At 58.6% G+C, this 20,607-nt stretch carries 23 protein-coding genes; 10 read left to right on the top strand and 13 right to left on the bottom strand.

Going from position 1 to position 20,607, the window contains the following annotated elements:
• Nucleotides 1-23 precede the first annotated feature (23 nt).
• The 5 genes from QMK54_RS06140 to tsaA all read left to right on the top strand — a co-directional run bounded on the left by QMK54_RS06140 (nucleotide 24) and on the right by tsaA (nucleotide 3,756).
• On the top strand, nucleotides 24-497 hold the full coding sequence (locus tag QMK54_RS06140) for a GNAT family N-acetyltransferase (RefSeq protein WP_110662178.1): 474 nt from the start codon (nucleotides 24-26) through the stop codon (nucleotides 495-497).
• A 184-nt stretch (nucleotides 498-681) separates the two neighbouring features.
• Complete coding sequence (locus QMK54_RS06135; protein ID WP_320402221.1) at nucleotides 682-1,392, top strand: rRNA pseudouridine synthase; 711 nt, start codon at nucleotides 682-684, stop codon at nucleotides 1,390-1,392.
• 75 nt (nucleotides 1,393-1,467) lie between these two features.
• Complete coding sequence (locus QMK54_RS06130; protein WP_046816549.1) at nucleotides 1,468-1,938, top strand: DUF1456 family protein; 471 nt, start codon at nucleotides 1,468-1,470, stop codon at nucleotides 1,936-1,938.
• Nucleotides 1,939-2,112: 174 nt separating this feature from the next.
• Nucleotides 2,113-2,883 (top strand): SDR family oxidoreductase, encoded by a 771-nt coding sequence (locus QMK54_RS06125; RefSeq protein ID WP_320402220.1) that lies wholly within the window; start codon nucleotides 2,113-2,115, stop codon nucleotides 2,881-2,883.
• Between the two features lie 165 nt (nucleotides 2,884-3,048).
• Nucleotides 3,049-3,756 carry a tRNA (N6-threonylcarbamoyladenosine(37)-N6)-methyltransferase TrmO gene (gene tsaA, locus QMK54_RS06120; protein WP_320402893.1) on the top strand — a complete coding sequence of 236 codons (708 nt, stop codon included), beginning with the start codon at nucleotides 3,049-3,051 and terminating at the stop codon, nucleotides 3,754-3,756.
• A gap of 122 nt (nucleotides 3,757-3,878) precedes the next feature.
• On the opposite strand, the gene fpr is transcribed toward tsaA, so the two are convergent.
• On the bottom strand, nucleotides 3,879-4,658 hold the full coding sequence (fpr, locus tag QMK54_RS06115) for a ferredoxin-NADP reductase (RefSeq protein ID WP_008054100.1): 780 nt from the start codon (nucleotides 4,656-4,658) through the stop codon (nucleotides 3,879-3,881).
• A 146-nt stretch (nucleotides 4,659-4,804) separates the two neighbouring features.
• On the opposite strand from fpr, the gene QMK54_RS06110 reads away from it, so the two are divergent.
• Complete coding sequence (locus QMK54_RS06110; protein WP_033047456.1) at nucleotides 4,805-5,731, top strand: LysR family transcriptional regulator; 927 nt, start codon at nucleotides 4,805-4,807, stop codon at nucleotides 5,729-5,731.
• Here QMK54_RS06110 and QMK54_RS06105 read toward each other — a convergent pair.
• The 3 genes from QMK54_RS06105 to QMK54_RS06095 form a co-directional block, all read right to left on the bottom strand.
• Complete coding sequence (locus tag QMK54_RS06105) at nucleotides 5,728-6,090, bottom strand: diacylglycerol kinase (protein WP_110658054.1); 363 nt, start codon at nucleotides 6,088-6,090, stop codon at nucleotides 5,728-5,730. The two genes, QMK54_RS06110 and QMK54_RS06105, sit on opposite strands and share 4 nt — an antisense overlap.
• A gap of 75 nt (nucleotides 6,091-6,165) precedes the next feature.
• Nucleotides 6,166-6,816, bottom strand: coding sequence for a response regulator transcription factor ErdR (gene erdR / locus QMK54_RS06100; protein WP_110658052.1), 651 nt, complete (start codon nucleotides 6,814-6,816; stop codon nucleotides 6,166-6,168).
• Nucleotides 6,817-7,034: 218 nt separating this feature from the next.
• Nucleotides 7,035-7,793, bottom strand: a complete 759-nt coding sequence (locus tag QMK54_RS06095; RefSeq protein WP_223593242.1) for a tRNA-uridine aminocarboxypropyltransferase — start codon at nucleotides 7,791-7,793, stop codon at nucleotides 7,035-7,037.
• A 188-nt stretch (nucleotides 7,794-7,981) separates the two neighbouring features.
• Here QMK54_RS06095 and QMK54_RS06090 point away from each other — a divergent pair, with 188 nt between their 5' ends.
• Nucleotides 7,982-8,404 carry a quorum-sensing-regulated virulence factor family protein gene (locus QMK54_RS06090; protein ID WP_007971154.1) on the top strand — a complete coding sequence of 141 codons (423 nt, stop codon included), beginning with the start codon at nucleotides 7,982-7,984 and terminating at the stop codon, nucleotides 8,402-8,404.
• Here the strand turns inward: QMK54_RS06090 and QMK54_RS06085 are convergent, their stop codons facing one another.
• Nucleotides 8,405-8,599: a hypothetical protein gene (locus QMK54_RS06085; protein WP_110658048.1), complete on the bottom strand. Its 195-nt coding sequence runs from the start codon at nucleotides 8,597-8,599 to the stop codon at nucleotides 8,405-8,407.
• 483 nt (nucleotides 8,600-9,082) lie between these two features.
• On the opposite strand from QMK54_RS06085, the gene QMK54_RS06080 reads away from it, so the two are divergent.
• Nucleotides 9,083-10,201 carry a TIGR00730 family Rossman fold protein gene (locus tag QMK54_RS06080; RefSeq protein WP_110658046.1) on the top strand — a complete coding sequence of 373 codons (1,119 nt, stop codon included), beginning with the start codon at nucleotides 9,083-9,085 and terminating at the stop codon, nucleotides 10,199-10,201.
• Between the two features lie 220 nt (nucleotides 10,202-10,421).
• Here the strand turns inward: QMK54_RS06080 and recX are convergent, their stop codons facing one another.
• The 5 genes from recX to QMK54_RS06055 all read right to left on the bottom strand — a co-directional run bounded on the left by recX (nucleotide 10,422) and on the right by QMK54_RS06055 (nucleotide 13,908).
• Nucleotides 10,422-10,889 carry a recombination regulator RecX gene (recX, locus tag QMK54_RS06075; RefSeq protein ID WP_320402219.1) on the bottom strand — a complete coding sequence of 156 codons (468 nt, stop codon included), beginning with the start codon at nucleotides 10,887-10,889 and terminating at the stop codon, nucleotides 10,422-10,424.
• Between the two features lie 8 nt (nucleotides 10,890-10,897).
• On the bottom strand, nucleotides 10,898-11,956 hold the full coding sequence (gene recA / locus QMK54_RS06070) for a recombinase RecA (RefSeq protein WP_046041172.1): 1,059 nt from the start codon (nucleotides 11,954-11,956) through the stop codon (nucleotides 10,898-10,900).
• Between the two features lie 83 nt (nucleotides 11,957-12,039).
• Nucleotides 12,040-12,540, bottom strand: a complete 501-nt coding sequence (locus tag QMK54_RS06065) for a CinA family protein (RefSeq protein WP_110658059.1) — start codon at nucleotides 12,538-12,540, stop codon at nucleotides 12,040-12,042.
• 118 nt (nucleotides 12,541-12,658) lie between these two features.
• Nucleotides 12,659-13,000 carry a phage holin family protein gene (locus QMK54_RS06060; RefSeq protein WP_223593238.1) on the bottom strand — a complete coding sequence of 114 codons (342 nt, stop codon included), beginning with the start codon at nucleotides 12,998-13,000 and terminating at the stop codon, nucleotides 12,659-12,661.
• 173 nt (nucleotides 13,001-13,173) lie between these two features.
• Nucleotides 13,174-13,908 carry a helix-turn-helix transcriptional regulator gene (locus QMK54_RS06055; protein ID WP_223593246.1) on the bottom strand — a complete coding sequence of 245 codons (735 nt, stop codon included), beginning with the start codon at nucleotides 13,906-13,908 and terminating at the stop codon, nucleotides 13,174-13,176.
• A gap of 210 nt (nucleotides 13,909-14,118) precedes the next feature.
• On the opposite strand from QMK54_RS06055, the gene mutS reads away from it, so the two are divergent.
• Nucleotides 14,119-16,698 (top strand): DNA mismatch repair protein MutS, encoded by a 2,580-nt coding sequence (mutS, locus tag QMK54_RS06050; protein ID WP_320402218.1) that lies wholly within the window; start codon nucleotides 14,119-14,121, stop codon nucleotides 16,696-16,698.
• Between the two features lie 142 nt (nucleotides 16,699-16,840).
• The gene (gene fdxA, locus QMK54_RS06045; protein WP_223593233.1) at nucleotides 16,841-17,164 is read left to right on the top strand and encodes a ferredoxin FdxA; all 324 of its coding nucleotides are present in this window, start codon (nucleotides 16,841-16,843) and stop codon (nucleotides 17,162-17,164) included.
• Nucleotides 17,165-17,775: 611 nt separating this feature from the next.
• Here the strand turns inward: fdxA and rpoS are convergent.
• From rpoS to QMK54_RS06030, 3 genes are all read right to left on the bottom strand, one after another.
• Nucleotides 17,776-18,783, bottom strand: coding sequence for an RNA polymerase sigma factor RpoS (gene rpoS, locus QMK54_RS06040; protein ID WP_007990225.1), 1,008 nt, complete (start codon nucleotides 18,781-18,783; stop codon nucleotides 17,776-17,778).
• A gap of 104 nt (nucleotides 18,784-18,887) precedes the next feature.
• Nucleotides 18,888-19,745, bottom strand: coding sequence for a peptidoglycan DD-metalloendopeptidase family protein (locus tag QMK54_RS06035; protein WP_223593231.1), 858 nt, complete (start codon nucleotides 19,743-19,745; stop codon nucleotides 18,888-18,890).
• 211 nt (nucleotides 19,746-19,956) lie between these two features.
• A complete protein-coding gene (locus QMK54_RS06030; protein WP_172435346.1) occupies nucleotides 19,957-20,592 on the bottom strand; it encodes a protein-L-isoaspartate(D-aspartate) O-methyltransferase in 636 nt (211 codons plus the stop codon).
• Nucleotides 20,593-20,607 lie beyond the last annotated feature (15 nt).

Here is a 20,607-nt window from a genome sequence, read left to right as displayed (position 1 = left end):
CACCGCATAAGAGGCAGACGGGCATGCGTCAGCATTCGGTCATCCACACGCCGAAACTCGGCGACTACGAAGAATTGACCCGGGTCTGGGAGGCCTCGGTACGCGCGACCCACGATTTTCTGCCGGAAAGCTACATCGAACTGCTGAAAAACCTGGTGCTGACCCGCTACCTCGACTCGGTGATGCTGATCTGCACCAAGGATTCGAGCCAACGCATCACCGGGTTCGCCGGCGTCGCGGCCGGCAAGATCGAAATGCTGTTCATCGACCCCGACCATCGCGGCCAGGGCCTGGGCAAGAAATTGCTGCACTATGCCCTGGAACACCTGAACGCCGATGAACTGGACGTCAACGAACAGAACCCGCAAGCCCTCGGCTTTTACTTCAAGCAGGGTTTCGAAGTCATCGGTCGCTCGGACGTCGATGGCATGGGCCAGCCGTATCCGCTGTTGCACATGCGTTTGCGCCAACCCCAAAAGCTGACGCGCAACGGCTGATACATGCAAGACCTGTAGGAGCTGGCTTGCCGGCGATAGCATCACCTCGGTGCAACTGACAGACCGTGTTGCCTGCATCGCTGGCAAGCCAGCTCCTACAAAATGCCTCGCGGCGCAAATGGAGCCGGGATTAACCGGCGCCAGGCAGGTACAATGCCCACCCCTTTTTGTTACGGCCCCTGACATGACTGACCCGATTCGTCTCTCCAAACGCCTCATCGAACTCGTCGGCTGTTCCCGTCGGGAGGCTGAGCTGTTCATCGAGGGCGGCTGGGTCACCGTCGACGGCGAAGTCATCGACGAGCCGCAATTCAAGGTCGACACCCAGAAAGTCGAGCTTGATCCAGAAGCCAAGGCCACCGCGCCGGAACCGGTGACCCTGCTGCTGAACGTCCCCGCCGGCATGGACACAGACACCGCCATGGCCACCCTCGGCGCCGAAACCCTGAGCGAAGAGCACCGCTACGGCAAGCGCCCGTTGCGTGGGCACTTCCTGCGCCTGACCGCCAGCACCGACCTGCAGGCCAACGCCAGCGGCCTGCTGGTGTTCACCCAGGACTGGAAAATCCTGCGCAAACTCACTGCCGACTCCAGCAAGATCGAGCAAGAGTATGTAGTCGAGGTTGAGGGCGAGATGGTGGCTCACGGCCTGAACCGCCTGAACCACGGCCTGACCTACAAGGGCAAGGAATTGCCGGCGGTCAAGGCCAGCTGGCAGAACGAAAACCGTCTGCGCTTTGCCATGAAGAACCCGCAGCCGGGCATCATCGCCCTGCTTTGCCAGGCGGTCGGCCTGAAGGTCGTCGCCATCCGTCGCATCCGCATCGGCGGCGTGTCCATCGGCAAAGTGCCAGTGGGGCAATGGCGCTACCTGTCCGGCAAAGAGAAGTTCTAAGGCTTTTCTCGCCGCCACACATTTCGGCGCCGCGCCTGGCCGCGACGCCCACAGCTGATTATCAGGACTGCACACATGATTCATAACGACGTACTGCGCAGCGTGCGCTACATGCTCGACATCAGCGACAAGAAAGTCATCGAGATCATCAAGCTCGGCGGCATGGACGTGACCCTGCCGGACCTGCTGACCTACCTCGACAAAAAAGAGGAAGACGAGGAAGGTTTCGTACGCTGCCCGGACGAAGTCATGGCGCACTTCCTCGACGGCCTAGTGATCTTCAAGCGCGGCAAGGACGAAAGCCGTCCGCCGCAGCCGATCGAAGTGCCGGTGACCAACAACATCATCCTGAAAAAGCTGCGGGTGGCGTTCGAGCTGAAAGAAGACGACATGCACGCGATCCTCAAGGCTGCCGAGTTCCCGGTGTCCAAGCCTGAGCTGAGCGCGCTGTTCCGCAAGTTCGGTCACACCAACTATCGCCCGTGCGGCGACCAGTTGCTGCGCAACTTCCTCAAGGGCCTGACCCTGCGCGTTCGCCCGCAGTAAACGCCCCCCTTTGTAGGAGCCGGCTTGCTGGCGATGGCGATCCTCAAAACCCATCGCCAGCAAGCCGGCTCCTACAAAGGTGTCTGTATGAATCCCCATTCCGCGCAAAAATAGTGGCTCCGCTGACCGCGCCTGACGACTAGGGTGTAAAGACCTCAGCTTTCAGGATTCGCCATGCATCCCTACTTTTCCCTGCAAGGCCGCACCGCACTGGTGACCGGCGGCACCCGTGGTATCGGCAAAATGATCGCCAAGGCCTATGTCGAGGCGGGCGCCACCGTGTACGTCTGTGCCCGCGATGCCGAGGCCTGCCAGCAAACGGCTGATGAACTCCGCGCCCTTGGACGCTGCCATGCCCTGGCGGCCAACCTGGCCACCGAAGAAGGCGTGCAACAATTGGCCACGCGGCTGGGCGAGCAGATCACCCATCTCGACATCCTGGTGAACAACGCCGGTACCACCTGGGGCGCACCGCTGGAGAGCTACCCGATCAAGGGCTGGGAAAAGGTCATGCAGCTCAACGTGACGTCAGTGTTCAACTGCATCCAGCAATTCCTGCCCCTGCTGCGCAAGGCGGGCTCGGCAGCCAACCCGGCGCGGATCATCAACATCGGCTCGGTGGCAGGGATTTCATCCTTCGGCGAACAGGCGTATGCCTACGGGCCGAGCAAGGCGGCATTGCATCAACTGTCGAGGATCCTGGCGCGCGAACTGGTGAGCCAGCACATCAACGTCAATGTGATCGCCCCGGGACGCTTTCCAAGCAAGATGACCCAGCACATTGGTAATGATGAACAGGCACTGGCCGAGGATACGGCGTTGATCCCGATGAAGCGTTGGGGCCGCGAGGAAGAGATGGCGGCGCTGGCGATCAGTCTGGCGAGCACTGCTGGAGCGTATATGACCGGGAACATCATTCCGCTGGATGGCGGATTCAGTCTCTGAAATCGGCGGTGAGGCCATCGCGGGCAAGCCACGCTCCCACTGGGTTCTCGAGCGCACACAAAACCTGTGGGAGCGGCTTGCTCGCGAAGAGGCCAGTACAGGCACAACTGAATCCAGACCGATCGGGGTATCATGCCCGCCTCTATCCCGCCTCGACCGCAAACCATGACCTACAGCGTTTCCCCCATCGGCTTCGTGCGCTCCTGCTTCAAGGAGAAATTCGCCATTCCGCGCCAGCCGCAACTGGCCCCGGCCGCCCGTGGCGTACTGGAACTGGTGGCACCGTTCGATCAAGGGGACGCGGTGCAGGGCCTGGAGCAGGTCAGCCACGTGTGGCTGCTGTTCCTGTTCCACCAGGCCCTGGAAGAAAAACCTCGCTTGAAGGTCCGCCCGCCGCGCCTGGGCGGCAATAAATCCATGGGCGTGTTTGCCACCCGCGCAACCCACCGCCCCAATGGCATCGGGCAGTCAGTGGTGAAGCTGGACAAGGTCGAAGCCAATCGCTTGTGGATCTCTGGTATCGATCTGCTGGATGGCACACCGATTCTCGATATCAAACCCTACGTGCCCTATGCCGATATCATCGACACAGCCTCCAACAGCATCGCCAGCGCCGCGCCGCAGCTGATTCCCGTGCAGTGGACGGATGCAGCGCTGCAACAGGCTCACGGACATGCCCAGCGCCTTGCAGAGCCTTTGGTTGAGCTGATCGAGCAATGCCTGGCGCAGGATCCACGCCCGGCCTATCAAACGCCCGCACCGGAGCGCGAATACGGCGCGCAGTTCTGGGATCTGGATGTGCGTTGGCATTACCCGACACCGGAGCTGATCCGCGTGCTGGAAGTCATTCCCGCAAACATCTCAACACCATAAACGACTGTGGGAGCGGGCTTGCTCGCGAAAGCGGTGTGTCAGTCGACATTAAAGCTGACTGATACACCGCCTTCGCGAGCAAGCCCGCTCCCACAGGGAAAGCAGAGCCGTTGAGCGTTTGCTTATTTCTCGACGAACGCTCGCTCGATCAGGTAATCACCCGGCTCGCGCATACGTGGCGAAACCTTCAGGCCGAAGCTGTTCAACACTTCGCTGGTTTCGTCGAGCATGCTCGGGCTGCCGCACAGCATGGCGCGGTCGTCCTGCGGGTTGATCGGTGGCAGACCGATGTCGCTGAACAGCTTGCCGCTGCGCATCAGGTCGGTCAGGCGACCTTCGTTCTCGAACGGCTCGCGGGTCACGGTCGGGTAGTAGATCAACTTGTCACGCAGCGCATCGCCGAAGAATTCGTTCTGCGGCAAGTGCTCGGTGATGAACTCGCGGTAAGCGACTTCGTTGACGTAACGCACGCCGTGGCACAGGATCACTTTTTCGAAACGCTCGTAGGTTTCCGGGTCCTGGATGACGCTCATGAACGGCGCCAGACCGGTACCGGTGCTGAGCAGGTACAAATGTTTGCCAGGCTTCAAGTCATCCAGTACCAGCGTGCCGGTAGGCTTCTTGCTGATGATGATCTCGTCGCCTTCCTTCAGATGCTGCAACTGTGAAGTCAGCGGACCATCAGGCACCTTGATGCTGAAGAACTCGAGATGCTCTTCCCAGTTCGGGCTGGCAATCGAGTAAGCGCGCATAAGCGGGCGGCCGTTGGGCTGTTGCAGGCCGATCATCACGAACTGACCGTTCTCGAAGCGCAGGCCCGGATCACGGGTGCACTTGAAGCTGAACAGAGTGTCGTTCCAGTGGTGAACACTGAGGACACGCTCGTGGTTCATGTTGCTCATGTACGTGGGACTCCTGGAGATTGGTCTGCGCGTGTTCGGCGTGCTCTGTAAAGAAAGCCAGCTCTGCGCAATTGCATCGCATTCTAAAGGCAGAGACAATATCTGTTAAATGGATTATTAAGATAAGGGTTATCGGTTATATCGATATGCGATTTACTCTCCGTCAACTTCAAGTATTCGTCGCCGTCGCCCAGCAGGAAAGCGTATCCCGTGCCGCGGGCCTGCTCAACCTCTCGCAATCGGCGGCGAGCACCTCGATCACCGAACTGGAGCGCCAGTGCAGCTGCCAGCTGTTCGACCGTGCCGGCAAACGCCTGAGCCTCAACGCGCTCGGTAAACAGCTGCTGCCCCAGGCGGTGGCCTTGCTGGACCAGGCCAAGGAGATCGAAGACCTGCTCAATGGCAAGTCAGGGTTCGGCTCGCTGGCCGTGGGCGCGACCCTGACCATCGGCAATTACCTGGCCACCCTGCTGATCGGCAGCTTCATGCAGCGCCATCCGGAAAGCCAGGTAAAACTGCACGTACAGAACACTGCCAATATCGTGCAACAAGTCGCTCACTATGAAATTGATCTGGGTCTAATCGAAGGCGACTGCAGCCACCCGGACATCGAAGTGCAAAGCTGGGTCGAGGACGAACTGGTGGTGTTTTGCGCCCCTCAGCATCCGCTGGCCAAGCGCGGCACGGCGACCATGGACGAGCTGAGTCACGAAGCCTGGATCTTGCGCGAACAGGGTTCCGGCACGCGGTTGACCTTCGATCAAGCCATGCGCCATCACCGTTCTTCTTTAAATATCCGCCTGGAGCTTGAGCACACCGAAGCGATCAAGCGCGCGGTGGAATCAGGTTTGGGGATTGGCTGCATTTCCCGACTGGCGTTACGCGACGCATTCCGCCGCGGCAGCCTGGTGCCTGTCGAGACACCGGACCTGGATCTGGCGCGACAGTTTTACTTTATCTGGCATAAACAGAAATATCAGACCTCGGCGATGCGCGAGTTCCTCGATCTGTGCCGCGCGTTCACCGCCGGGGTTCAGCGCAGCGACGAGATCGTGCTGCCGACGATCGCCTAGAGCAGAATCACCGCCCATACCAGGGCAATCATGCTCAATGCCACGAACTGGGCGGCACTGCCCATGTCCTTGGCATTCTTGGACAGCGGGTGCCGCTCAAGGGAAATGCGATCGATGGCCGCTTCCACTGCCGAGTTGAGCAACTCGACGATCAACGCCAGCATGCATACCGCGATCAACAGCGCCTGTTCGACCCGGCTGACATCCAGGAAGAACGACAAGGGAATCAGGATGACGTTGAGCAATACCAGTTGCCGAAAGGCAGCTTCACCGGTGAAGGCTGCGCGCAGGCCGTCCAGCGAATAACCGGAGGCATTGAGAATACGTTTCAGGCCGGTCTGGCCTTTGAAAGGTGACATAGAGTGGGCAACTGACAAAAAAGAAGTGGGAAAGCTAGTTCAACCAAAGTCAAAAAAGCGTGAAGTTGCCAGCCTTTAATGGCTGGAAATTGACTCAAGTTGTTGCAAGAGCAGCGCAGCCTGGGTCCGGGTCCGCACATTCAGTTTACGGAAAATCGCGGTCACGTGCGCCTTGATCGTCGCCTCGGAAACACTCAGCTCGTAGGCGATCTGCTTGTTCAGCAGACCTTCGCAAACCATGGTCAGCACCCGGAACTGCTGCGGAGTCAGGCTGGCAAGGCCTTCGCTGGCCGCCTTGGCCTCTTGCGAAACGCTGACCGCTTCGAACGCCTGCGGTGGCCAGAACACGTCGCCATCAAGGACCGCACGCACGGCTTTCTGGATCACACTCAAATCGCTGGATTTGGGAATGAAGCCACTGGCGCCGAACTCACGAGACTTGACCATGATGGTCGCCTCTTCCTGGGCCGAGACCATGACCACCGGGATCTGCGGATACTGACCGCGCAGCAGGACCAGCCCGGAAAACCCGTAGGCCCCTGGCATGTTCAGATCCAGCAGGACCAGATCCCAATCGGATTTTTCCGTCAGGCGAACTTCCAGTTCGGCGATGCTCGCCACTTCCACCAGGCGGACATCCGGGCCGAGGCCCAGGGTCAGCGCTTGATGCAAGGCACTGCGAAAAAGTGGGTGGTCATCGGCAATCAGGATTTCGTATGTGGCCATCGTTCAAATGATCCTGTTTTTCATGGGACGCCCGATGCATTCGGACCTCGCCAAAGCGACTCAAGGCACAGCCACCGAGCTGCGCTGAAAAGGTACGCTCAACGCAAAAAACGGCGTTGTAAATTCTGGCCGCACCCTAATCGGCGCCAAGCATGCCCAGCCAAACCGGGGTGGTCAAGCAGCATGGCTGGGACACTTTATTGCAGTATGCGCGACAATCAGTCCACCAATGGGGTGACCGACTGGACATAGGGCATCAACTCGGCGTGCGCCGGGGTCGAAACGTTCATGTCCAACTGATGCTTGGCATCGAGGTAATGCTGGCTGAACACATCGAAGTAGGCATCCAGCGCCGAGGCTGCGGCCTCATCGCCTGCAAGATCGAGACATAGCGCCGCCACTTCCGCCGTGCACAAATGCTCGCTGCGGGTCGAGCGGCGCAAGCGGTAACGAGAGAGTTTCTCCGGCAACAGGCTGAGGATCGGCAATCGGTCGAAATAGGGGCTCTTGCGAAAGATCTTCCGCGCTTCGGTCCAGGTCGCGTCCAATAGAATGAACAACGGGCGCTTCGTGCCGTCGACATGCACGCTGTTGGTCACACGCTCAGGCTCGACGTACTCACCCGGAAACACCAGGTAGGGCTGCCATTGCGGGTCGGACAACAGCGCCAGCAACTTCGGATCGACCTCGGTACGGGACCAGATGAAGGCATGGTTGTCTGGCACCACATCGGCGATCAGCCAACCGGTGTTGCTCGGCTTGAACACCTCCTTGTTGGTCATGATCAGGCACACGCCGGAGCGAGTCGCGACCTGCGGACGCCATGCGCACAGGCAATGGCTCTCGATCACCCGGCAGTCACGGCAACGCGGCGCACGCCAGCCGCGGGCCTGAATCGGCTTGATGCCCTCCTCCTCGCGCTGGTCGCGCAAGCGGGCTACGGCATTCAAGGCAAAGCGCGCGGGGGTAGGGCTCATAGCGGGCAACGCCCACAGAGAAGGGAACTCGACACGAAAAACACTCGACAGGGTAAAAAGTGCCAGCAGTTTAACAGACCACCCGGTGCAAGCCTGTACCGTCCAGCCCGCCTCCCCTATAATTCGCCGCCACTGAACGCACAGTCACGTGACGGGTCAAACCCCCATCACTGAACCAGGAGAGTTTCATGCTGCGCCTTATCGTTCCTACCGCGGCCATTTTGCTGGCGTCGTCCCTCAACGCTCAGGCTGCGTCCTTGAAAGACACGGAACTGAACAAAATGCTGCAAAACGTCGCCACCCAGAGCAGCGTCGGCACTCCACGAGCGATCAACGAAGACATACTCGATCAAGGCTACACCGTTGAAGGCAAACAGCTGATCAACCATCTGAGCGTGCAGAGCAGCCATGCCGACAAGATGCGTGCAGACCCGAAAGCCGTGTACTTCCAGCTGGGAGCTTCCGTCTGCAGGAACGAAGGGTTTCGCAAGCTGATGGCCAAGGGCGCAATCATGCGTTACGACTTCACCGAGGTGAAGACCAACCGCCCGGTCGGCTCCGCAAGCTTCCAGGAATCGGATTGCCTGCAACCGGCGAAGAAGAAAAAGTAATCACCTGGAATTGGCGCGCCGCTGTTCATCTTCGGCGCGCAATTCCGCCAGCAGCGCCTGCAAGTAATGTGAACGGCGTTCGCCGCCACGCAATCGCCGGCAGCACTCCTCTTCGAGACTCAAATGATGGGTCTCGGCTGATGACTTCAGCAATCGATACAGTTGCGTATCGATCTCCAGAATGACTCTGGCCATGGTTTCCCGCCTCCCTGCACTTCACTCATGTTTGAGCGATAAATCCTTAAAACGCATGTACCGTGCGCGCCCTGCCGTAGACGCAAAGTTGTCGTGTGACACCTGTAACTTAGTAAATCAGAGTGCAGCACGGGCGACGGACGTTCGGACGAGTGGTGAAAGCACCTTGCAAATCGTCAATAAGCGGTTGCCAGGAAAGACTTTGTGGCGCAATGATCAAGGCAGCGAAAATCACTGTGAAGGTCTAGATTTCAAGGTAACCACGTACACTTTTTCAGGGCTGGAAAGGGGCTGGCCGTCGCTTGTCGTGTTACGCGAACGTTTCTTTCATTCAAGGAAAAACAGAGCCTGTTTGGATGATCCGATGCCTTTCGGGTCAAGTAGATCGCCCAGGCATGGGCCTGGGCAGACAGCGACACATGGAGTGTCGCGGCATCGACGTACGTTGTCGGGCCAAGGGTTCTGTGCAGAAGGAGAAGTTGAATGCCTTACCAACCGAATGACCTCTTGAGCCGTCATTTTGAAGAAAGCGGCCACGACCTCATCAGCAAGGTCGAAGAACAACTCAAGCTGATTTCACCCAACAGCCCGAACATCCCGATCTACCGCGACATGATCCTGACCGTGCTGCGCATGGCCCAGGAAGACCACAACCGCTGGAATGCCAAAATCACCCTGCAAGCCCTGCGCGAACTGGAACAGGCTTTCCGCGTGCTCGAACAATTCAAGGGGCGACGCAAGGTCACTGTTTTTGGCTCGGCCCGCACCCCCATGGAACATCCGCTCTACAGCATGGCCCGGGAGCTCGGTGCTGCGCTGGCGCGCTCGGACATGATGGTCATTACCGGCGCCGGCGGCGGCATCATGGCCGCCGCACACGAAGGAGCAGGCCTGACACACAGCCTGGGGTTCAACATCACCCTGCCTTTCGAGCAGCATGCCAACCCCACTGTCGATGGCACGACCAACCTGCTGCCCTTCCACTTCTTCTTCACCCGCAAGCTGTTCTTCGTCAAGGAAGCCGACGCCCTGGTGCTGTGCCCGGGTGGCTTCGGCACCCTGGATGAAGCGCTGGAAGTGCTGACATTGATCCAGACTGGCAAGAGCCCATTGGTGCCAGTGGTGCTATTGGACGCGCCGGGTGGCAAATTCTGGCAAGGCGCACTGGACTTCATTCATCAGCAACTGGAGGAAAACCACTACATCCTGCCCACTGACATGAAGCTGGTGAAACTGGTCTACAACGTCGAGGAAGCGGTAGAGCACATCAACCAGTTCTACAGCAACTTCCACTCCAGTCGCTGGCTCAAGCACCAGTTCCTGATTCGCATGAATCACACACTCAGCGATCACGCACTGGAACATATGCAGGAAGCTTTCGCCGACCTGCGCCTGAGCGATCACTTCCATCAGCACACCTACAACGGTGAAGAACACGATGAAGCCGAGTTCAGCCATCTGGCGCGACTGGTCTTCAACTTCAATGCCCGCAATCACGGCCGCCTGCGCGAGCTTGTGGACTACATCAACCTGCCGGAAAACTGGGCACAATCAAAACCCCAGGTGCAACAGCGCACGCGGGAGCCGTCAAAGGTTACGTGAGGGATAAAAAAGGTTCTTCACGCAATCCCGGGAAGCACCCCGGTAACGCGGTACCTGTAGGAGCCGGCTTGCCGGCGATGGACCCAAGCGCGCCACGTTTATCCAGTTCAGACGCGCTTTTGTTAACGACCATCGCCAGCAAGCCGGCTCCTACAGGTGATCTCCAATTCAGTGAAAGCAAAAAAAACGGCCCGCTATCGAAATAGCGGGCCGTTTCAGTTCAATCGTCCATCCCTCGCCCGCTGAACAGGCGGTTGATCATTTCCATGGAGTATCCCCGATACGCCAGGAACCTGCCCTGCTTGGCTCGCTCCCGGACATCCGCCGGCAATTGCCCGGAGAACTTGCGTCGCCAGGTATCGGACAGTTGCTCCTGCCAGTCGATACCGCTCTCACGCAGGGCGAGTTCAATATCGCTACGCTGCAAGCCACGCTGGCCCAGCTCTTCACGAATGCGTAAAGGGCCGTAACCGGAACGGGCACGGTAGGAAACGAAACTTTCGAGATAACGGGCTTCGGACAACAACCCCTCTTCCGTCAACCGGTCGAGTGCTGTTTCGATCATTTCAGGGAGGGCGCCGCGCTGACGCAGTTTACGCGTCAGCTCGACACGACCGTGCTCGCGTCGAGCGAGCAGGTCCATTGCGGTTCGCCGCACCGCGACGAGTGTATCAAGTACGGCGGTCATCGCTTCGATCAGATATCAGCGTCGGCTAGGTCGTCTTCGGTCTCTTTGACCGCAGAAGCTTTGGCGTCTGCCACCGACGAAGGCGACAGCAGCTTGTCACGCAGTTGTTTCTCCAGCTTTGCCGCGACTTCCGGGTTGTCTGCCAGGAACTTGGCCGAGTTGGCCTTGCCTTGACCGATCTTGGTGCCTTCATAGGCATACCAGGCGCCGGACTTCTCTACGAAACCGTGCAGAACACCCAGGTCGATCATCTCACCGTTGAGGTAGATGCCCTTGCCGTAAAGAATCTGGAACTCGGCCTGACGGAACGGCGAAGCCACCTTGTTCTTCACAACCTTGACGCGGGTTTCGCTACCGACGACTTCATCACCTTCTTTCACCGCGCCAGTACGACGGATGTCCAAGCGAACCGATGCGTAGAACTTCAGTGCGTTACCACCGGTGGTGGTTTCCGGGCTGCCGAACATCACGCCGATTTTCATGCGGATCTGGTTGATGAAGATCACCAGGCAGTTGGCGTTCTTGATGTTACCGGTGATTTTACGCAGCGCCTGGGACATCAGACGGGCTTGCAGGCCCACGTGCATGTCACCCATTTCGCCTTCGATTTCAGCCTTTGGCACCAGGGCGGCCACGGAGTCGACGATGATCACGTCAACCGCGTTGGAACGCACCAGCATGTCGGTGATTTCCAGGGCCTGCTCGCCGGTGTCCGGCTGGGAAACCAGCAGGTCGTCGACGTTGACGCCCAGCTTGCCGGCGTATTCAGGGTCGAGGGCGTGTTCGGCGTCGACGAATGCGCAGGTCGCGCCGGCTTTTTGAGCCTGGGCGATCACGGACAAGGTCAGCGTGGTTTTACCGGAAGATTCAGGACCGTAGATTTCAACAATACGGCCTTTTGGCAGACCGCCGATGCCGAGAGCGATGTCCAGACCCAGAGAGCCAGTGGAAATAGCCGGGATCGCCTGACGGTCCTGATCGCCCATACGCATTACGGCACCCTTGCCGAATTGACGTTCGATCTGACCCAGGGCCGCAGCCAAGGCTTTCTTCTTGTTGTCGTCCATTAAAGTCCTCACGTAATCAATAAGGCCTGACGGCCAACACCTGTATAAGTAGCCAGTATTATTCCACAGCGATTCCGGATCGCCTACCCCTGATTTGAGATTTCTGCCGCGGCATACCGCAGCAGCCCCTCTAGCGCGGCCTTCACCGTTTGTCGGCGGACGTCATCGCGATTACCCGGGAACTGCTGCCGCTCACAGAACACCTGGTCTCCGACGCCCCAGGCCAGCCATACCGTGCCCACCGGTTTGTTCGCCGTTCCACCATCCGGACCGGCGATGCCACTGACAGCCACGGAGAAATACGCGCTGTTTTTCTTCTGCGCCCCCCGGACCATGGCCTCGACCACCTCGCGGCTGACCGCGCCCACGGTAGTGAACAACTCAACCGGGACATCCAGTTGCAGGGTTTTCTGCCGGTTGGAGTAAGTGACATAACCGGCCTCGAACCAGGCCGAACTCCCGGGGATACGGGTGATTGCCTCGGCGATGCCTCCGCCGGTGCAGGACTCCGCCGTGGTGACGTGGGCATTGAGAACCTGCAGGCGTCTGCCGAGTTCGGCGGCGAGTTGGGTGATTTCGTTCACGGTCATCTCCTGATCGGGCGGGATGAGGTTAACCGTACACGAGCAGACCGCACTTGCAAGCGACTGGATCGATCAAAATGTAAAGAACCAGAGGCTCTGGAAAAGGCCTGTCGGGGAATCAATCCTCGACGTCACCGGACGGGACATGACCGATCCCCAGGCGCTTGGCTGCCCAACGCTCATACAACCCTAAAACTACGTCTGTCCCGACCATCGCCGTTAAACAGCCACCCGCACAAGCAGCCCAAATGGAAACATTGGCGGCATGCAGCAGCATGATGACCGAAGCGCCGCAGATCATGCTGGAGCCAGACCGCAGGCTCAGGCGCCGGACAAGGGGCCAGCCATGAACGCCCTCTTTGTCGGCACGCCACATTTCACCGGCAACACCACCGAGAATTGGCAAGATAATGAGTAGCCAAAGAGGCATGTCCAGCAACGCATATTGCTCAGCGGTCATTTCATGCCTCCTTGAGTGAACGGCCACACCGCATTCTTGAGTGGGCAGGCAGCAAGACTATGCATCAATGCATATTTAGTCAATGCACAAACGCATCAAAAAAGACAGTCCAATGCTTTCAGCACACGAAAAAAACCCGCTCGATAAGCGGGTTTTATCTGAACGCAAGGGAATTAACGGGCGTACATACCCCACCAGAAGACATGCCCGAGGATAACAATCGGCTCCTCCTGGATTTGCTGAAAGGTGTAATCTTCATCCGGATGCTCGTCGCGATTGAAACTGCGCAGACGAATCCCGGTCGGCAGCCGATACAGCTGCTTCACCCGCAATTGACCATTGTGATTGATTGCATAAAGGTCGCCGTCAACGATATCGCCAATGCCGCACTTGCCGGCATTGACCCCGACCGTGGCGCCATCGCGCAGTACCGGCAACATGCTGTTGCCTCGCACTGTCACGCACTTGGCCTGGTCGAACTGCACGCCGTTATGGCGCAGGCTTCGCTTGCCAAAGCGCAGGCTAGAGCGCTCGCTTTCTTCGATGACGAATCTTCCGGATCCAGCAGCCAATTCAACCTCACGAAGAAAGGGGACCGATACCTCGTCGTCATCGACAGGGGTATCGTCGTCCCACAGACTTATATCCTTGAGTTCCGAATGCACGGGAGCGCGCCCGGCATTAGCAGCAGAAGCTACGTCCGCGCGGCCACGCAACTGGTCGGTGCTCACGGAGAAATACTCGGCGATCTTCGAAATATGTTTATCCGAAGGGTCGACGATCTTCTCGCTGAGAATGCGCGAGAGCGTGGATTGAGGCACGCCGGTACGACGGTGAAGCTCCGTGGGGGAGATCCCGTGCTGATCGAGCAATGCTCTTAAGACAGTTGAAACGTTGCGTTTTTGCATAACACGCATAGTGCTTGTTCTTATCGAAGAAAACAAATGCAGAATTGCATAGTCGACGCATAACATGTTTTTTGCATCGTAAAGGATGCCATCCGACCGTGGTGCCTGCGTCGAGAAGAGCGCCCATGGTAACCTTGCGCCCATCGCGGAAAAGCCCGGCCGTTGCCCCGCTTTTGCCCCACCTCTTTCAACGAGCTTCCTGACAATCCGATGAATAAAGCCGTCTCCGACCTGTCCTCCCACACCCCCATGATGCAGCAGTACTGGCGCCTGAAAAACCAGCATCCGGACCAGCTGATGTTCTACCGCATGGGCGACTTCTACGAGATCTTCTATGAAGACGCGAAGAAGGCCGCCAAGTTGCTGGACATCACCCTGACCGCTCGCGGGCAGTCGGCCGGGCAGGCGATACCGATGTGCGGGATTCCTTACCATGCCGCCGAGGGTTACCTGGCAAAACTGGTGAAGCTTGGCGAATCGGTGGTGATCTGCGAGCAGGTCGGCGACCCGGCCACCAGCAAAGGGCCGGTGGAACGGCAGGTTGTGCGGATCATCACGCCAGGGACGGTGAGTGACGAGGCGCTGCTGGATGAACGTCGCGACAACCTGATTGCTGCCGTGCTGGGAGATGAGCGTCTTTTCGGCCTGGCGGTGCTGGACATCACCAGCGGCAACTTCAGCGTGCTGGAAATCAAGGGCTGGGAAAACCTGCTGGCGGAACTGGAGCGGGTCAACCCGGTGGAGCTGCTGATCCCGGATGACTGGCCCAAGGATCTGCCGGCGGAAAAACGCCGTGGTGTGCGTCGCCGTGCGCCGTGGGATTTCGAGCGCGATTCGGCGCTCAAAAGCCTGTGCCAGCAATTCTCGACCCAGGACCTCAAGGGCTTTGGTTGCGAAAACCTGACCCTGGCGATCGGCGCCGCCGGTTGCCTGCTGGCCTACGCCAAGGAAACCCAACGGACCGCCCTGCCCCATTTGCGCAGCCTGCGTCATGAGCGCCTGGACGACACCGTGGTGCTCGATGGCGCCAGCCGTCGCAACCTGGAACTCGACACCAACCTGGCCGGTGGCCGCGACAACACCCTGCAATCGGTGGTGGACCGCTGCCAGACCGCCATGGGCAGTCGCCTGCTGACCCGCTGGCTGAATCGCCCGCTACGGGATTTGACCGTGCTGTTGGCGCGTCAGACTTCGATCACGTGCCTGCTCGACGGTTACCGCTTTGAAAGGCTGCAACCGCAGCTCAAGGAAATCGGCGACATCGAGCGGATCCTTGCGCGGATCGGTTTGCGCAACGCCCGCCCGCGCGACCTCGCACGCTTGCGTGACGCCCTCGGTGCACTGCCCGAGCTGCAAGTGGCAATGACGGAACTCGAAGCCCCGCATCTCCAGCAACTCGCCAACATCACCAGTACCTACCCGGAACTGGCGGCACTCCTGGAAAAGGCCATCATCGACAACCCGCCGGCAGTCATTCGTGACGGCGGCGTGCTGAAAACCGGCTACGACAGCGAACTCGACGAACTGCAGTCGCTGAGCGAAAACGCCGGGCAATTCCTGATCGACCTCGAAGCACGGGAAAAGGCTCGCACCGGCCTGTCGCACCTGAAGGTCGGTTACAACCGCATCCACGGTTACTTTATCGAGCTGCCAAGCAAGCAGGCGGAATCGGCACCGACCGACTATGTTCGCCGCCAGACGCTCAAAGGCGCCGAGCGCTTCATTACGCCAGAACTCAAGGCGTTCGAAGACAAGGCATTGTCAGCCAAGAGCCGCGCTCTGGCCCGCGAGAAGATGCTTTACGAAGCGCTGCTCGAAGACCTGATCAGCCAGTTGCCACCCCTGCAGGACACCGCCGGTGCCCTGGCCGAACTGGACGTCTTGAGCAACCTGGCCGAGCGTGCGCTGAACCTCGACCTGAACTGCCCGCGCTTCGTCAGCGAGCCTTGCATGCGCATCAGCCAGGGTCGTCACCCGGTGGTCGAGCAAGTGCTGACCACGCCATTCGTGGCTAACGACCTGAGCCTGGACGACAATACACGCATGCTGGTGATTACCGGTCCGAACATGGGCGGTAAATCCACTTACATGCGTCAGACCGCATTGATCGTGCTCCTGGCGCACATCGGCAGCTTCGTGCCGGCAGCCAGTTGCGAGCTGTCGCTGGTCGACCGCATCTTCACCCGGATCGGTTCCAGCGATGACCTGGCCGGCGGGCGCTCGACCTTCATGGTGGAAATGAGCGAAACCGCGAACATTCTGCACAACGCCACCGAGCGCAGCCTGGTACTGATGGACGAAGTCGGACGCGGCACCAGCACCTTCGATGGTCTGTCGCTGGCTTGGGCGGCGGCCGAACGCCTGGCGCATCTGCGTGCCTACACGCTGTTCGCTACCCACTACTTTGAACTGACCGTCCTGCCGGAGGCCCAGCCGCTGGTAGCCAACGTGCACCTCAACGCCACCGAGCACAACGAGCGCATCGTGTTCCTGCACCACGTGCTGCCCGGCCCGGCCAGCCAGAGTTACGGCCTGGCCGTTGCGCAACTGGCAGGCGTACCGACCGAGGTGATCACCCGTGCCCGTGAGCATTTGAGCCGCCTGGAAGACACCGCCCTGCCCCATGAGTCGCCAGCACCTGCCAAAGGCAAACCGGCTGCTCCACAGCAAAGCGACATGTTTGCCAGCCTGCCGCACCCGGTGCTGGATGACCTGGCCAAGCTCGATCTGGACGACATGACGCCACGTCGTGCTCTCGAAATGCTCTATACACTAAAGACACGGATCTAACGCATAGGCTTGCAAGCTGTTAGAATCTCGCGCGGTTTGGGATGCTGCTGGCTAATAGCCTGGCCAGCAGACTATCGCTCCCGAACCTGGCGACCCCTACGAGAAGGGGCGCAGCAAGCCGCGCCTGAGGAGAAAATTAGAAATGACCTTCGTCGTCACCGACAACTGCATCAAGTGCAAGTACACCGACTGCGTAGAAGTCTGTCCGGTGGACTGCTTTTACGAAGGCCCGAATTTCCTGGTGATTCACCCGGATGAGTGCATCGATTGCGCGCTGTGCGAACCTGAATGCCCTGCCGTGGCTATCTTCTCCGAAGATGAGGTTCCGGCCGGCATGGAAAACTTCATCGAGCTGAACGCTGAGTTGGCCGATATCTGGCCGAACATCACCGAGAAGAAAGATTCGATGCCCAACGCTGAAGAGTGGGATGGCAAGCCAGGAAAGATCGCTGACCTCGAACGCTGATTACCCCCGCGTTCACGAAAAAGGCCCCACAAGGGCCTTTTTGCTTTTCTGCGGGCAAAAAAAGGGGCGGTTTGACCCGCCCACATTTTTTCCCTATTCCCTGTGTTCCTTTTCATCGTCCTGATGAATCGCGTCCTGCGATGTCCATTCCCCTCATCCTTGAAGGGCGCGTCTATCCGTCGACACCAGCTGAATACTAGAGCTTTTCCCCTGGCGATCAATCGCCCTTTGGTGCGAAATCCAACTGTCACACATCATAAATAATAGAAAATAGTCATATAAATCAAAAAGATAGACCTGATAGACGTTCTGAATAGACGAATAGCAGGGTGTAAAAATAACGAACACTTACGCAAGAGTAAGCCTGGGCTTACAACACAAAACCAAAATCCCGAGATAACGCGAAATGGACCTGCCAGACAAATCACCACCCCGTGGGAGCGGGCTTGCTCGCGAAGGCGGTGTATCAGGCAACTGTATTGTTGAAGCTGCTGGCCTCTTCGCGAGCAAGCCCGCTCCCACATTTGGATCTGTGCCTGGTTGCACACCAATGCCAGGCAATAAAAAACCCCGAACCAGTCGGGGTTTTTCTTGCCATCGCCGTGAGCGCTTTACTGGAACAGCGACTCACTCGACAGACCATTTTTTTCGAGGATCTCGCGCAGCCGCTTCAAGCCTTCCACCTGAATCTGTCTGACCCGCTCACGGGTCAGGCCGATTTCCAGGCCTACGTCTTCAAGGGTGCTGCTTTCATGACCGCGCAGGCCGAAGCGGCGTACAACCACCTCGCGTTGCTTGTCGGTCAGTTCCGAGAGCCACTGATCGATGCTCTGGGACAGGTCGTCGTCCTGCAACAGTTCGCATGGATCGGTTGGGCGATCGTCAGTCAGGGTATCAAGCAGGGTTTTATCCGAATCCGGACCCAGCGAGACGTCGACCGAAGAGACCCGTTCGTTAAGGCCGAGCATGCGCTTGACCTCTCCCACCGGTTTTTCCAGCAGGTTGGCGATTTCTTCGGGTGAGGGTTCATGGTCGAGTTTTTGCGTCAGCTCCCGTGCGGCCCGCAGGTACACGTTCAGCTCTTTGACCACATGGATCGGCAACCGGATAGTCCGGGTCTGATTCATGATTGCGCGTTCGATGGTCTGGCGAATCCACCAGGTCGCGTAGGTCGAGAAGCGGAAACCGCGTTCCGGGTCGAACTTCTCCACCGCCCGGATCAAGCCGAGGTTGCCCTCTTCGATCAGGTCCAGCAGCGATAGCCCACGATTGACGTAGCGTCGGGCGATTTTCACCACCAGCCGCAGGTTGCTTTCAATCATGCGTTTGCGCCCGGCCGGATCGCCACTTTGCGACAGGCGCGCAAAATGAACTTCTTCTTCGGGTGACAACAGGGGAGAGAAACCAATTTCATTGAGATACAGCTGCGTGGCATCGAGTGCCCGCGTGTAGTCAATGTACTTGTGTTGTTTCAAGGATGCGGAGTGTTTGGATTTGGCACGAACGGAAGGTGGAGCCGCCCCTTCATCATTCGACATCGAATCCGTATCGATGCTGCTCTCCATCAGGAGAACCTCATCGTCGATGTCAAACTCCGGCACTTCTTTACTGAGAGCCATTGTTATAGTCCTTTGGTGAGTTCGACCTCAAGCTCAAGCGGCGCCTTTCTCCCTGGCAACGCTGGAGCCTGTCCCCTCTACGCGAGGAACAGGCTGGTAAGCAATCAACGACGTGGCAGGAATTGCAGCGGATCTACAGGTTTACCTTGGCGGCGAATCTCAAAATGCAGTTTCACCCGGTCTGTACCCGTTGACCCCATTTCGGCAATTGTCTGTCCGACTTTGACCTGCTGCCCCTCCCGAACCAACAGCCTGCGGTTATGTCCGTAGGCACTGACGTAGGTTTCACTGTGTTTGATGATCACTAATTCGCCGTAGCCCCTTAAGCCACTCCCGGCGTATACCACCGTCCCATCAGACGCAGCTAAAACAGGCTGTCCCAAATCCCCGGCGATATCAATTCCTTTATTCAAACTACCGTTTGAAGAGAATTTTCCAATCAGAATGCCATTAGATGGCCATCCCCAGCCGGTTGGGGCTGGCCCGGGAGGGGGCAATGGAGCGGGTGCAGGCTTGTTCGCGACGGACGGTACAACCGTCGTTGTACTGGTGGTCGTACCGTTTGCCGAACGACGGATGACCGTGGTTTTACTCGACGACGAAGGTGTTGAACTGGAAGAACTGACCACTGCCGTCGACGTTGAATCGGTGCGACCATCAAAGCGAATCGTCTGTCCCGGGTGAATGGTGTAAGGCGCTGGAATGTTGTTGCGTGCCGCCAGGGCCTTGTAGTCCCAGCCATAACGGAAAGCGATGGAGAACAGGGTGTCCTTGGGACGGACGACGTATTGTCCCGTGGTCACGGCCGGGCGCTGAGGCGCGGCATTGTTGCGATCCACGACACGAACATCGCTGGATTTGTTGCTGGAACAACCGACCAGCAACGTGCTCAAGACAAGGCCAGTCACCAGGCGCTGAAAGCTCGTTTTACTCATACGCTGCGCAATGACTGTGAGACTCACCCGCCGCTCCCTCTGTGGTGGCTGAAAATGTGAAATGCCGGAGTCCGGCATGATCTGTCGCAAGTATAACGGGCCGTGCACGCTTTACCTTTAATGTGGCGAATTGGCGTCGCGCACACGTTTGCTGCCTGACGATGAATCCCGTTTAACACAACGATGCCGCTGTAAGACAAAGGCAATCGAAGAGAATTCAGCGTGCCGAAACAAATGCTCAGGCCAGTGGCCCATTGAGCAATGGCACGAAGCGCACAGCCCCCAGAACATGCCTGGAAAAACCCTGTTCCTCGCGGATGATCAGCATCAATTGCTGGACTTCGCCGGCCCCGACGGGGATCACCATTCGACCTCCCGGTGCCAACTGGTCCAGTAGTGCCTGGGGCACATCGGTTGCAACTGCGGTGACGATAATCCCGTTGTACGGCGCCAGTGCCGGCCAACCTTCCCAACCATCGCCCCAACGGAACACCACGTTGCGCAGGTTCAATTCGACCAGGCGTTCCTTTGCCCGATCCTGCAGGACCTTGATGCGTTCGACCGAGAACACACGCTCGACCAGTTGCGACAGCACCGCCGTCTGATAGCCCGACCCGGTGCCGATTTCCAGCACCTTGTCGAGGGGACCGGCTTCCAGCAGCAGCTCGCTCATGCGCGCCACCATATAAGGCTGGGAGATGGTCTGGTTATTGCCGATCGGCAGCGCCGTGTCTTCATAGGCACGGTGCGCCAGCGCTTCGTCGACGAACAGGTGACGCGGGGTCCGGCGAATGACCTCCAGCACCCTGGCGTTGGAGATGCCTTCCTCGTACAGGCGCTGGATCAGCCGCTCCCGGGTTCGCTGGGAGGTCATGCCAATGCCGCGACG

It is taken from the genome of Pseudomonas sp. P5_109, assembly GCF_034009455.1.
In the GTDB taxonomy this organism is placed as follows: Bacteria; Pseudomonadota; Gammaproteobacteria; order Pseudomonadales; family Pseudomonadaceae; genus Aquipseudomonas.
This window is presented reverse-complemented; position numbering and strand designations above follow the sequence as displayed.